Origin of the sequence: Dielma fastidiosa (assembly GCF_000313565.1) — a bacterium.
Lineage (GTDB): Bacteria > Bacillota_I > Bacilli_A > Erysipelotrichales > Erysipelotrichaceae > Dielma > Dielma fastidiosa.
The window spans coordinates 389254-402855 of sequence record NZ_HE578924.1; the positions used below are offsets into that span (position 1 = coordinate 389254).

At 39.2% G+C, this 13602-nt stretch carries 16 protein-coding genes; 1 reads left to right on the plus strand and 15 read right to left on the minus strand.

What is annotated here, in order from left to right; translation table 11 throughout:
- Positions 1 to 22 precede the first annotated feature (22 nt).
- From prmC to DAHG_RS05405, 5 genes are all read right to left on the minus strand, one after another.
- Positions 23 to 880 carry a peptide chain release factor N(5)-glutamine methyltransferase gene (gene prmC / locus DAHG_RS05385; protein ID WP_022937312.1) on the minus strand — a complete coding sequence of 286 codons (858 nt, stop codon included), beginning with the start codon at positions 878 to 880 and terminating at the stop codon, positions 23 to 25.
- Complete coding sequence (gene prfA / locus DAHG_RS05390; RefSeq protein WP_022937313.1) at positions 880 to 1953, minus strand: peptide chain release factor 1; 1074 nt, start codon at positions 1951 to 1953, stop codon at positions 880 to 882. The genes prmC and prfA overlap by 1 nt, the downstream gene beginning before the upstream one ends.
- A gap of 19 nt (positions 1954 to 1972) precedes the next feature.
- Positions 1973 to 2560: a thymidine kinase gene (locus tag DAHG_RS05395; protein WP_022937314.1), complete on the minus strand. Its 588-nt coding sequence runs from the start codon at positions 2558 to 2560 to the stop codon at positions 1973 to 1975.
- Between the two features lie 80 nt (positions 2561 to 2640).
- Complete coding sequence (gene rpmE, locus DAHG_RS05400; RefSeq protein WP_022937315.1) at positions 2641 to 2847, minus strand: 50S ribosomal protein L31; 207 nt, start codon at positions 2845 to 2847, stop codon at positions 2641 to 2643.
- Between the two features lie 177 nt (positions 2848 to 3024).
- The gene (locus DAHG_RS05405) at positions 3025 to 5118 is read right to left on the minus strand and encodes a BglG family transcription antiterminator (RefSeq protein WP_022937316.1); all 2094 of its coding nucleotides are present in this window, start codon (positions 5116 to 5118) and stop codon (positions 3025 to 3027) included.
- Between the two features lie 208 nt (positions 5119 to 5326).
- Between DAHG_RS05405 and DAHG_RS05410 the strand changes: the two genes are divergently transcribed.
- Entirely contained in the window at positions 5327 to 5959 is a 633-nt protein-coding gene (locus DAHG_RS05410; protein WP_022937317.1) for a hypothetical protein, read from the plus strand.
- Between the two features lie 142 nt (positions 5960 to 6101).
- Here the strand turns inward: DAHG_RS05410 and DAHG_RS05415 are convergent, their stop codons facing one another.
- From DAHG_RS05415 to DAHG_RS05460, 10 genes are all read right to left on the minus strand, one after another.
- Positions 6102 to 6338: a hypothetical protein gene (locus DAHG_RS05415; RefSeq protein ID WP_022937318.1), complete on the minus strand. Its 237-nt coding sequence runs from the start codon at positions 6336 to 6338 to the stop codon at positions 6102 to 6104.
- A 160-nt stretch (positions 6339 to 6498) separates the two neighbouring features.
- Positions 6499 to 7053: a GNAT family N-acetyltransferase gene (locus DAHG_RS05420; protein ID WP_022937319.1), complete on the minus strand. Its 555-nt coding sequence runs from the start codon at positions 7051 to 7053 to the stop codon at positions 6499 to 6501.
- A 456-nt stretch (positions 7054 to 7509) separates the two neighbouring features.
- On the minus strand, positions 7510 to 8094 hold the full coding sequence (locus tag DAHG_RS05425; RefSeq protein WP_022937320.1) for a helix-turn-helix domain-containing protein: 585 nt from the start codon (positions 8092 to 8094) through the stop codon (positions 7510 to 7512).
- Positions 8095 to 8251: 157 nt separating this feature from the next.
- On the minus strand, positions 8252 to 8890 hold the full coding sequence (locus DAHG_RS05430) for a beta/alpha barrel domain-containing protein (protein WP_022937321.1): 639 nt from the start codon (positions 8888 to 8890) through the stop codon (positions 8252 to 8254).
- 14 nt (positions 8891 to 8904) lie between these two features.
- The gene (gene dapA / locus DAHG_RS05435) at positions 8905 to 9783 is read right to left on the minus strand and encodes a 4-hydroxy-tetrahydrodipicolinate synthase (protein WP_022937322.1); all 879 of its coding nucleotides are present in this window, start codon (positions 9781 to 9783) and stop codon (positions 8905 to 8907) included.
- A gap of 9 nt (positions 9784 to 9792) precedes the next feature.
- The gene (locus DAHG_RS05440) at positions 9793 to 10398 is read right to left on the minus strand and encodes a KpsF/GutQ family sugar-phosphate isomerase (RefSeq protein WP_022937323.1); all 606 of its coding nucleotides are present in this window, start codon (positions 10396 to 10398) and stop codon (positions 9793 to 9795) included.
- A gap of 10 nt (positions 10399 to 10408) precedes the next feature.
- Positions 10409 to 11164 carry an HpcH/HpaI aldolase family protein gene (locus tag DAHG_RS05445; RefSeq protein ID WP_022937324.1) on the minus strand — a complete coding sequence of 252 codons (756 nt, stop codon included), beginning with the start codon at positions 11162 to 11164 and terminating at the stop codon, positions 10409 to 10411.
- A gap of 66 nt (positions 11165 to 11230) precedes the next feature.
- Positions 11231 to 12508 carry a PTS ascorbate transporter subunit IIC gene (locus DAHG_RS05450; RefSeq protein WP_022937325.1) on the minus strand — a complete coding sequence of 426 codons (1278 nt, stop codon included), beginning with the start codon at positions 12506 to 12508 and terminating at the stop codon, positions 11231 to 11233.
- A gap of 28 nt (positions 12509 to 12536) precedes the next feature.
- Entirely contained in the window at positions 12537 to 12815 is a 279-nt protein-coding gene (locus DAHG_RS05455; protein WP_022937326.1) for a PTS sugar transporter subunit IIB, read from the minus strand.
- A gap of 20 nt (positions 12816 to 12835) precedes the next feature.
- Entirely contained in the window at positions 12836 to 13276 is a 441-nt protein-coding gene (locus DAHG_RS05460; protein ID WP_022937327.1) for a PTS sugar transporter subunit IIA, read from the minus strand.
- Positions 13277 to 13602 lie beyond the last annotated feature (326 nt).

Genomic DNA, 13602 nt, shown 5'->3' on the forward strand with positions numbered 1-13602 from the left:
TAGAAAAAGAACCATTAGGTTCTTAGTCACAATGATTATAAATAAATAACATACGATTCTTGCCATTCATATCCTTTAACACTTCAATCTTACTATCAGGAAAGTATTTTGCAGCCTCAGCCATCAATGCTTCCTTTTGATTATATCCGATTTCAAAGGCAAGCATACTCTTTTCGTTTAGAATCAGCTTAGAGCGTTCAAATATGATGCGGTAGAATTTCAAACCATCATCACCGCCAAATAAAGCAACATGCGGTTCAAAGTCCTTAACCGAATGTTCAAGCTCCTCATCATTAGGAATATAAGGCGGATTAGAAATCAGAATATCGAAATGCAGCTGACGTTCAATTAAAGGCTCTACCATATCACCGCAGCAAAAGGCTACCTGTGCTTCATTGATTTTTGCATTTTCACCAGCGACCGCTAATGCCCGTTCACTGATATCCGTAGCCATGACGTTTAATTTAGGTTCTTCTTTCTTTAATGAAATCGCAATTGCACCTGAACCAGTACCGATGTCGCAAACCATCACATTTTCCTTATCAGCAAAATGCTCATCATAGGCCGCCAAAATATTGGCAACCAGTTCTTCAGTTTCCGGGCGTGGAATCAGCACATCTTCATTCACCTTAAAGCGATAGCCATAAAACCACTCAAAGCCCAGAATATGCTGGAGCGGTTCCCCGCTTAATAATCTCGGAAAGGCTTCGTTAAAGCTTTCTTCAAGCTCTGATGGCATCTCTTTTTCATAATCCATATAAAGATTCTGGGAATCCATATTCGCCAGCTCAAGCATCAGTAAAGTAGCACTTTGTTCACTCAAACCGGCATTCTGCATCTGCTTTTGAGCCTGTTTCAGACATTGACGATAGGTCGGCATTATTTTTCACCAGCCAGTTTCAGCTTTTGATCGTATTCTTCAAGCGCATCTAATACATCGCCCAGCTTACCTTCCATAATGCGGTCAAGCTGGTTGATCGTTAAGCCGATGCGATGATCGGTAACACGATTCTGCGGATAGTTGTATGTTCTGATTTTTTCTGAACGGTCACCAGTACCGATTTTACTGCGGCGTTCTGCACCGGCTTCTTCTTCCAGCTTGCGCATATGCTCCTCATAGACACGGGAACGAACTAAACGCATAGCCGTTGCCTTATTCTCATGCTGAGAACGGCCATCCTGACACTTTACCGTGATACCGGTAGGAATATGTACGATACGCACCGCAGAGTCAGTCTTATTGATATGCTGACCGCCGGCACCTGATGAACGGCATGTTTCAATTTCCAGATCATTATCATCAATTTCAAAATCTGCCGCTTCAATTTCCGGAGAAACTAATACCGTTGCTGTTGATGTATGGATACGTCCGGCTGATTCTGTCTTAGGCACACGCTGTACACGATGTGAGCCTGATTCGAATTTTAAACGGCCATAAGCACGATCACCCTTAAGCATAAAGGAAATCAAAGAGAAACCGCCGGCTTCTGATTCCTGAACTTCCATTAATTCAGTCTTCCAGCCAACTGTTTCAGCATAACGTGTATACATACGGTATAAATCACCGGCAAAGATATTACCTTCATCACCGCCGGCTGCACCGCGGATTTCCACGATAACATTGTTATCATCCATTGGGTCCTTAGGGATTAATAATACTTCAAGCTTAGCAATCAGCTCTTCCTTGCGGGGTTCAAGCTCTTCAATCTCCATTCTTGCCATCTCACGCATCTCTTCATCTTTTTCATGAAACAGCTCATGAGCGCTGACTAGTTCTTCTTCAATTTTCTTATATTCTTCATAAGCCTCAACCGTCTGCGTCAATGAAGCCTGTTCCTTCGCAAGCTTAGCCATCAGACGATTATCTGACAACGTAGCTGGTTCCAGCAGCAGCTGGCCCAATTCTTCATAACGCGCTGTGATTGATTCTAAACGTTCGATCATCGGATTCATAACTATACCTTCTTTCTTTTTATTTAATCAAAGTTCTGCCTGGTACCTCATGGCAATGACGGCACCGTGCTTCATAGCTTTCACTGGCTCCAACCTGAATGATCGGATCATCATAACGGGCCGGATGTCCATCAACTAGCCGCTGTGTACGGGTAGCCGGAGCGCCGCAGCGCATACAGACAGCCGTCAGCTTAGTAACAAATTCTGCATAGGTCATTAAGGATGGCATAACCCCAAAAGGTTCACCTCTAAAATCAAGATCCAGACCCGCGGCCATCACACGCCTGCCCTGATCCGCAAACGAGTTGCATACCTCAATGATACCTTCATCAAAAAACTGAACCTCATCGATGGCAATGACTTCGGCATCACCTGCCAGCTTTAAAATTTCTTTTGAACTGGAAACCGCAAAACTCTCGATGCATTTGCCGCAATGCGAAACAACTTGATCTTTACTATAACGATCATCGATTTTCGGCTTGAAAACGACAACCTTTTTACCGGCAAACTGAAGCACATTGATCCGTCTGATCAACTCCTCCGTCTTGCCTGCGAACATGCAGCCGGTGATTACTTCCAGCCAGCCTTCACGATATTGTTGATACATACATGATTACCTCGTTATCCATTCTTTATTATACTCGATAACACGGCAAGAAAAAAGGACTTTTTAAGTCCTGATTTTCATTATTCCTTAATGCCGTATTTCTTATTGAACTTTTCAATTCGTCCTTGTGCAGCTGCGAAACGTTGTCTTCCAGTGAAGAAAGGATGACAGTTTGAACAAGTATCAACGCGTAATTCCTTAGCTGTTGAACCAGTTTCAAATTCATTTCCGCAAGTTGAACACTTAACAATAATACGATTGTATTTTGGGTGAATTCCTTGTTTCATAATTTTTCTCCTTCCGCCTTAAGTAACAGTTTACCTAAAGTAAGTGCTTTATAATTATAGCGGATAGAATTCAAGAAAGCAAGTAGTAAATCAACGTTTTAGCCATTTTCAGCTACTTTTTCAATAAAAAGTTAATGCTATAAAGATTGTGATTCACTTCAGTTATAAAAATAAACCTTAAGCTGCTTCATTACTTTCATATTCTTTAATATAATTAATTACCTCATCTGCTGTCTTTGCCTGATCCAGCATTTCAAAAAATTCATGTCTGTTAATCAAATCTAGGAATTCTGACATCGCAGGCAGATGGCTTTCATTATCCAATGCACTCAAACAGAAAATATATTTGACCGGATCATTTTCTGCGCTGCCAAATACGACTGGATTTTTAAGCACCGCTACCCCTAGCGCGCATTCTAAAGCACCATTTTCAGGCCGTGTATGCGGCAGTGCCACATGCTTAGTAATTACGATATAGGGAGCCGTCGCTTTATTGATACGGATAATTTCATCAATATAATGCTGAGTAACCTTGCCGGTATCCACAAGCTTAGCACCTGATTGACGGATAGCGTCTTCCCAATCCCTTGCTTCAAGTTTCAGACAGATCAGCTCTTTAGAAATTAAATCCGTCAGCTTATATCCCTTAAGCTCATCCTTAACTGCATTCTCATTGGGTGAGAACATCGCGTAAAGCTCATTATATAATGCATTCTCATCACTGATCAGTGCATGCTTGCGAACTGCTTCTAAAATCATTTCCACATTAGGCTGATTGACCAGCGACATTTTCAATCGGGAGCATACCTCACGAACTACTTCATAACGCTCGCGCATATCCATGACAGGACTGACCTTAACCACTGGTATACTAAGTTCATTCATACCGCGATGAAACTGCGTCGTAAAAATAATCTCTACCGGTTCATTAAAATCAGCGTAACCGGCAGCTTCAATGGGCAGATAAAAATATATTTCAGGAAACATGTTCTTTAATTCATTATATAAAATTGCGGAGGAACCAATGCCATTGGAACAAACAATCAGCGCCCTTTTCTTCTCCATCGCTTCACCTTCACGATTCTTGGAATAGATGGTTGCGAAATGGATTGTCAGATAAGCCAATTCATCTTCCGGAATCTCTTCACCAAAAAGAACAGTGAATGGTTTCATAGTTTCCTTAACTAAAGCATAAAGCTCTTTATATTCATCCTTTACCCGCTGACAAAGCGGATTATAGATTGGCAATTTGAACAGCAAACGATAATAAGCCGGACGAAAATGTGAAAACAGCTGACGGAAAATTTCCTCACTATCCTTATAATGGATGCCGCTTAAGAACTCAAAACGAGTCATAATCTTACCGACAATTTCGCCGATAATTAAGCAGTCCTGCGCATCTTCTTCAACATTTCCCACCGATATGCCCAGAATCCATGAACTGATATAATTGATTTCTTTTTCAGGAATTAAGCTTGTATTCTTATAGTTTGTCAGCAGGGCTTCCGTAAAGGCATATTCCTTCATTGATTTCATCGCATCTAAATCAGGCATCATACTGATTTCAGCACTGGCATCCTTGCCGCTGATCATTCTTGCTTTTAGGAATATAAAAATATAAATAAATTCTACAAGACGGTCTTCCACAAAGGATATATGATTTCTTTCTGATAATTCAGTTATTACCAGCTTGGAATATTCAAATGTATCCAAATTAAAATCATCGATAAATAAATCAAATACTTTCGTATTGCGTTCATCAGCTAAGGAAGAGATAATCAGCTTCATCATATAACGGCGGATTTCCATTTCAGAACCTGAAAGGTAATATCCCTTGATACGATTATTTTTTATTGTGATGTGATCTTGGTCTAATTCTAATACCAAATCCTTGAAATCCAGCAACACTGTCGAACGGCTCACCTGAAGGGCATCGATAAAATGCTGAAGAGCGATATACTCAGGATTCATAAAAAGCATCAGGTAAATATAAGCCAGACGCTCTTTTTTATTCAGATAATAAACATCATCTTTTTTCATCTCATGAATAAAACCGACAAGGAATTCACGCGTATGAGCATCAATCAGCAATTCTTTTTTACCGCCTGTTGTAATAATGGGCAGATTTTCAGATTTAAGCAGATGATTGATTTTTTCAAGGCGGTAAGTTACTTGTCTTTTAGTTGCTTTTGTTTCAATTTCGAGATCTTTCAATGTCAGATATGATTTCTTATTCAAGATTTTAATCAATGTTATTAAGTCATTATCCATTTTCAATCCCCCGATCACAGTTGAATTGTTATTATTTTCCACTTTCATTCTACTGGATAAGCTGCAAAACCTCAATTGAATTTATGTCTTATTTTTGTCAAGTACCTATACAAAATTTAAACTTTGTTTTATATGTGCGTTTTAAATCACATAATAAGCTGATATTTTATGGTAAGATAATGGTAAGATCAACAAATGGAGGTAACTGATGAGAAACATAAATAAGTTTTTAAGCATATTGCTTATGGCAGGGATGCTGAGTGCATGTGCTGCACCGGCTGACAAGCAACCGGAAATAAATAATCATGATTCACAAAATAATGCAGCACAAGATGAAAATAAAGCTTCTGATGTCTATGAATATCATGGTGAAATGAACGCTCAATTTAATGGACGCAGTTTTACTTTAGAAACAGCTCCAAAAAGCAGTGTGGAAGAATTAGTAGTAAATAATTATTATTATGATATTGCCAGTGAATATGAAAAGCTGAGTGACTTGTATGGTGATAACGAAGCATTAAAGATATCAGCTGCCAATGAGAAGAAGAACTTTGATGAGGGTATATATGTTAAGGATTATGTTATCCATGAGGTAACGACCCTAACCCAAAATGAAATTGATGCTTTATTGGCTGAGCATATACAAGCAGATATCGATCAATACAGTCTTAGTGAAACAGCTGTTGTTAAGGCGGATATTGATTTCGTGTGGGGCGAGGATGCCGTTGGAGCGCAGATTGACAGTGGACGTTATCCGAGAATCTTTTTATGCGGTAAAGTAAATGCCGATGATGATTGGCTGATTTATGAGATATATTGGGGAGAGATGTACGGATATTAATAATGAAACTAAAATAACTGTCTTGTTGGTGATGAACCTCAAGACAGTTATTTTTTGTGTCAATTACTTTCTACTGATAAATTTACATATTCCTAGAATGAACGTTACACACTTAATTATATTTTCAAAAATTATGAAGATTTTAATCTTTTTCTAACTCATCAAACTGTTGCTGCGTAATTTTGCCTTCCTTCAGCAGTTTTAATCGTGATTCTCTAACACTTTCTCTCTGCTCTTTAGATAATTCCTTATTAGTTACAACCTTAGCTGATAAAGGACTTGATATCCGCCATATAAAGCGATCATGATCACTTAACTCTTTATATCTCTCTGCTTTTTCATCATCCGGTAATAGCCTGAATTCTTCTATTGTCAGCATTATACTCCTCCTTATTATTTTCCAAGATCTATAAATTTATGATTTATTTTACCTTCTATTATGTCTAGTCAAACATTGTTAAATAGGACTTCATCATCACTTGCCATAGCTTCACCCTATAGGTTTGTAGGATTTCAGTTTATTTAATTATACTTACTATTTATTTCTTTAATGCTTTCCATTCATCTTCTAAAATTGACATCAAAATATCATCTGCATATTCATTGCCGTCCATAATAGCATCTCTTAAAACACCCTCTCTCTTAAATCCTGCTTTTAAATATACTTTTTCAGCTCTTGGGTTAAATGAATATACATCCAACTCTAATCGATGTAACCTTAATTTTTCGAATGCAAAATCACGCGTTGCTTCTGTTGCCCAAGTTCCAATTCCCTTACCTCTCTCCGTCAATTGATAAAGACCTATACGAAAATTAGCGCTGCGTAAATTCCAATCAATTTCATTAATAATACTTTCACCAATTATTCTGCCGTTAGGTGCTATAATCAAAAAGAAATATCTATCATCATCTTCAAGCGATCTTAAGAAAAAGGTTTCAACTTCTTCTTTTGTGTATACTTCTTTACTACCGGTCAATCGCGCAACTTCTTTATCTAAAGGGCAAAAATTTTGTTCATAATAATTAGTTGCATCTTGAATTTTGGCCAATCGTATTATATAACCATCTTTCTTACCAAGAATTTCAGTATTCATTTAATATTTCCTCCTACTAAAAATTCAATTTTTTCTTTAAGTACATAATAACATAATGCTTCCATAACGTCATTTAGGTTTGTGTTCTGAAAAGAATATTATGCATTTTCCACAAGCAGTTAATCTTTAATTCCTTCAGCAAAATAGTATTGTGTAACAAGAGTTATTAATGATGAACTAAAATACCTGTCATGATTCTTGATCGTAACAGGTATTTAATATCTTTAAACCTTTTGAATGTAAGTTACATAATCTTGTGTGGACATGAGCGGAGTATTCAGCTCATTCATAATATCTGCGTAAACTTGATGACATTGAAGGATGCGATGTCTTTCAAAAAGATATTTTCTATTTCCGCTCCGGCTGACATAGCACCCTTTAAAAATGCTTCGGCAATAAGATTAGCGGTGCTATTTACACCTGCCGGACTTCCATTAAATACAATTACTTATCCCCCTAAATTTTCTTCATGAATAAGCCATGATGGTTGCAATACCAATACAATAAGCCATGTCCACGGCAGATAAACCGTACTTCAATAGAACTTTCAGGATACAGTTTTACCAATTCAAATCGTTCACCGGTACAATATGCCATAAAAGAAATATAATGATTTTTGGTCATGGGATGATGAAGTGAGACAAAATATTCATTTTCTATTTTTTCACAGCTTATTTGGTGTTCATCATCAACCTGCTCATTCTCTAAAGACGGCAGTGTGACGCCGCAGCAGGAAATCATTGCCGAGCCAGTGGCATGTAAAATATTTCCGCATATCGGACAAACATAAAGATTTGATTTCATAATATTAGCCGAGCGATTCGTATTTATAATTTGCTCACCGGATAATAATTCCGGAAGTGAAACTTTTAAAATTGCGGCTAATGGTTCAATTAATGAGATATCAGGTAATCCCTTTCCTGTTTCCCATTTGGAAATAGTTTTATCACTCACGTTCAGCTTTTCTGCCAGCTGAAGCTGCGTCATGCATTGCTTTTCTCTTAACATTTTAATTGCAGAGCCTGTTATATAAGTATTCATTTCATATACCCTCACTTTACTAGCTTAGAATACCATTATTCATATTAAGGAACAACCTACGCTGCGTAGAGTCATGCTTATACATTGAAACAAATACACTCAACAAAAAAACTGCCATGTGAATATCAACATGACAGTTTTCTTTATGATTACTCAATTATTTCATTGCTGAACGAGTTTCATCAATAATCGCACGGATCTTTTTCGCATTTTCCGTAATTTCCTCAGATGTCCCTTTAGTCAGCAAACCGCCGAAGCCGCAGCATTCAGTACCTTTTTTTATCCAATCAGATAAGTTATCCAAAGTGATGCCGCCTGATGCAAGGATCGGCATAACCGGGATTGGGGTTTTTAGTACCGATACAAGCTCTGGGCCATAGAAATTAGAGATTGGGAAAGCTTTGATAAAGGAAGCACCAACTTCCACCGCTTCAACCATTTCGGTAATTGTGGTACAGCCAGGTGCGTAAGGAATTTGATATCGATTGCATAATCTGGCAACTTCTTTGCTGAAATTAGGAGCAATGATAAATTTAGCACCCTTAAGAATTGCTAAACGTGCCGTTTCTGCATCGAGTACCGTACCGGCACCCACTACCAGCTGATCATTAAATTTTTGATTAATCGCTTCAATCACTTCACCGGCATTAGGTAATGTATAGCTGATTTCCAAAACATCTACGCCGCCGTTTAAACAGCCTTGCGCAATTTCAATGCCGCGCTCAATGGTTTCTGTACGAACGATGGCCATTGCGCCGGTTTTCTCAATTCTTGTTATGATATCTGTTTTAAACATATCCCATTCCCCTCTTACAATTTATAATAAGCAAGTGCTGCTTTAATTTGTTCATCAGCCTCGGCCGGCAGCTTGCTTACTGGATAACGCGCATCCCCCACATTAATGCCTAATAAAGTCACTGCTCTTTTCATCACTGACGGCACGGTTCCTAGCTTTAAAACACCACGCAGAACATCAATATCCTTCTGTGCCTGCTCGGCAGCTTCCAAATTGCCCTTTAAGTAATTTTCATAAATTGACACATCTAATTCCGCAATAACATTGCTTGTACCGGCAATAGCTCCTGCGGCACCGATCTTCAAAGCCGGCAGAATCTTTGAATCAGAACCAACTAAGACTACGAAATCACTGTTTTTACCCGCGTCAATATAACCCTGCATATTTTCCATGTTGCCGCTGCTGTCTTTAATGCCGGCAATATTCTTAACGCCAATCAATGATTTGACGGTTTCTGGTTCAATATTAATACCGGTATTCTTCGGAATGTTATACATGATAATTGGAATATTTACAGCTTCCGCAACCTTACGGTAATGGTCAGCCAGTTCCTGCTGAGTTGGAGCGATAAAATAAGGGGAAATCACGGATAACGCATCAGCACCGACAGCTTCCATCCGCTGTGCCAATTTAATTGTTTCCTGAGTTCCGCATGCGCCGGCACCGACATAAACCGGTACACGATGGGCTGCCTGATCGATTACAATTTTAGCAAATTCTACTTTTTCATCATCGCTCAGCACATGAAATTCTCCATTTGTGCCTAAAATAAACAAGCCATGTACACCCTGACTGATCAGCTTATCAACCAACTGACGGGCAGCTGTCTCATTAATCTTCTGATTTTCATCAAAAGGAGTTACCATTGCGGTAATAATACCTTTTATTTCCATAGTTCTTTCCTACTTTCCTTCTCTGATCGACTGACCAAGCGCACCGCCTGGATGCCATCTGACATATTCCTGCGGTGTTAAACCACGGGTTTCCTGGAGTAAAACACTTAAGCTTTGTAACATGACAATCTCTGCCAAAATAGATGCCCGCGGCGGCTTATTTAATGGATCTCCCTCATGTTTAACACCGGCAATCAGTGCAACCTCCGCGCTCTTTGCCAGCCATGAATCCGGATTGCCCGTAACCGCGATGATCTTAGCACCATTCTTTTTCAATGTCTCAACGGTTGCCTTTAATTCTGATGTTTCTCCGCTGTTGGAAATAGCAATTACCACATCACCGCTGAGTACCTGACCGGCACTGCCGTGAACAGCTTCTGTCCCATGCAGTTCATAGGTTGGCGTACCGGTAGATGAAAGCAGCGAAGCCGCATAGCCAGCTACATGTCCTGGTTTGCCGATGCCTGTCACATGCAGGCGATTATTCTTAGCTTCCGCAGCCAGAATCAAATCCTTTGCCTTTTCAATGGCAGAATAATCAATATGATTGATATAATTTTGTATTTCAGAGAATTCAATATCAAGGAATTCTTTGATTACTTTCTTTGTTTCCATAGATCCTCCTTTATTTAATAATATCCTGATAGCCTTTAACATATTGTTTTAAACCATCACGCAGAATATTTACGTCAATGGCTGAGATAAGCAGATCAATATCATTTTTAAATTCGGCAATCAAAGGCAGCGGCCCAATAATTCCAAATCCCTTATCTGCTCTTTTACAAGCATTCGCAACCTTACGAATCAAAGCCAGCTCATCAGGATGCATCATATTATCGGGATTGCCCATTGATATTCCCAAATCAGCAGGCCCGACAATCAAAGCGTCAATGCCTTCTACCTGAGCGATTTCATCGACATTTTCAACACCCTTAACGGTCTCGATCTGCGCAATCGTAATCGTTGCCTGATTCAGTTCACGCATATTTTCCTGATGGTTGCCTGATGGTTTGTAGAATGTATTTGCACCGCCTGAATAGCTGCGGCTGCCAAGCGGCGGATACTTGCTCCACTGCACTAGCTGTCTGGCTTGTTCACTTGTTTCAATCATCGGTACCATCACACCCGCAGCTCCGCAGTCAAGCACTCTTGATACATCACTGCGCGCAAGCTGTGCAGCTCTTACGATTGATGGCATCTTAATGCCATTGCCCATCAGCATCAGATCATGCAGCCGATCATAAGGAATCATCCCATGCTCACAATCATAAAAGACAAAATCCATACCCGCATCCTTTGCCATAATCAACATCGCCGGATCATCTACAATTTTTATCAGGGTACCAAATAATGGCTGCTGTTTCATTTTACTTTTGATCATACGCTCTCCTTAAAAAGCAAGAACAAGGAATTTTCACTCCTTGTTCCTGTACAACTATAAATCTAATTAGTGGAAAATGCTTAATACCTTGTACAAGAGTGTTCCGACAATATTGTAGTCGATGTTCGGGAATGAAGCACCAGCAATACCAAGTGTTTCAAATACCGGATAAAGAACCAGAGGTAAAGCAACTAAACCAATACCAACTAAGAATGAACCGGCAAGAGCGCCCTTCCATCCACCATAAGCATTACCGAATACACCGCAAGTACCGCCTGAGAAGAAGCAGATACCAGCAGCTGGAATCATAATTACCGGACTCTTAAACAGAACCATCATTGCCATACCGAACAGACCGCCTAAGAATGCACCGACGAAACCGATAACAACTGCAGTAGGTGCGAATGGGAAAATAGCAGGACAGTCAACAGCTGGTTTAGAATTAGGGATATATTTTTCAGAGATAGCAACGAATGCAGCTGTGATTTCAGCGATGAACTGACGAACACCATAGATCAATACGCTCATACCAGCAGCAAATTGCAGACCTTGCAGCAGCGGATATACAAACCATAAGTCATTGCCTGACATTGCCAATACTGTTTCCATGTTGCCTGTTGCAACGCATGCAAATACAGCAATGTAGAATAATACAACCATGAAGCATGCAATTGAGAAGATAAAGTCACGGAATAATTCAAAGAATTTAGGCATGTTAACATTGCTTGAATCAGATTTTTCTTTTGAACCAGCAAATAATTTACCAACATAACCAGAGAAAGCATAACCAATACAGTTGAAGTGACCCATTGCCAGATTGTCTGAACCGGTTATCTTATTCATAAACGGCTGACAGAGCGTTGGCAGTGCAGCACCGCAGAAACCTAGAACGATACCGCCGCCGATAATTGTAACTGGCATTGGCAGACCCACAGCGATAAATACTAATGCAAGTACACATGCGAAATATAAGAAATGCTGACCAGTTAAGAAGATTGCTTTAAATGGTGTAAACTTAGCAATTACCAAGTTAGCAACGAAACCTACTAACAGTACAAGGGCTACCTCAGTACCATAAGTATTTAATGCCATACCGGTAGCAACCTCTACCTGAGTTGTAACACCGTCAATTCCAAACCCTGTATTGAATAATGTAGTAAAGTTAGCAACGATCGTTGAGATGGCGCTTGATCCAATGTTGAAGATCATAAAGCCCATAATCGTTTTTGCAGTTCCTGAAATTACTTCAGTTGCTGACTTCTTTTGCAGCAGCAGACCGATAAGAGCGATCAAACCAACGATCAGCGATGTATTCCTGACTTGTCCTAATAATGCATCTAACATATTCTTTTTCCTCCCTTAAGTTTTACAACTATTTTTTAGTATCTAAGAATTCATTTAATTTTGCTTTGATTTCATCTTTATCAACAATGTTGCGGATACCGACAGCAAACGGAACCTTATCTTTTAATTCCATCATCAGATCCTCCATAGTGATAACCAGATCCCCATTAAAACCAATTAATGAATCAAGATTTCCATGTTCAGTAACGATTTCCATGTTATTTTCTTTTATAACCTGATCAACCTTAATCTTCAGCAGCATGCTTGAACCCATGCCGGCACGACAGCAAACTAATGCTTTGTACATATGTGTACCTCCTTTTCTACCTAATGGTTTAAATAATCAATGACTTCTTTTGGATCGTTTGTTTTATCCAATAATTCAAAAAATTCTTTGTTTTCAAGTAGTTCAGCTAAATCAGCCAATGCGCCAAGATGTGAGTTGTTGTCTTTAGCACTTAGACAAAACAGATACTTCACTGGATCATTGTCAGCATTGCCAAAGGCAACCGGCGCTTTTAAAGTCGCGATACCAATAGCACTTTCCAAGGCTCCGGTTTCCGGCCGGGCATGCGGCAGCGCTACATGAGGTGTGATAACAATGTATGGACCCGCGGTTTTTACTGAATCGATAATTGCATCAATATAGCTAGCTTTAATCTTGCCTTCATCTTCCAGCGGCTCAGCGGCCTTTCTTACTGCATCTTCCCAGTTATCAGCTTCAATCTGCAGCCGAATCAATTTCTCACTCGTTAAATCTTTAAGCATGTGGATCACCTCCTTGTGATTCTGTAAGCTTACACAGGCGGATGATTTATTTCATCTCTTCCCTTTACACTTGTGATTTTAAAGCATAATCGAAACGCTTTCAATCCTTTTAGAGTTCAAGATTTGTGTTTGCGCAAGACAATTGTTAAACTGAAGAAAAGCCTGATTTAATAGGCTTTACAAGCATTTTAATGAAGCACTTTAAGCATTTTATGGCAAGCTTTTTTAAGTCTTAATTTTGTATGATGCAAACACAAAAACTGAACGCTTGGGTATAATTTGAAATGATAAACAGCATTATAAACAAATAAGAACAAACATAAAAA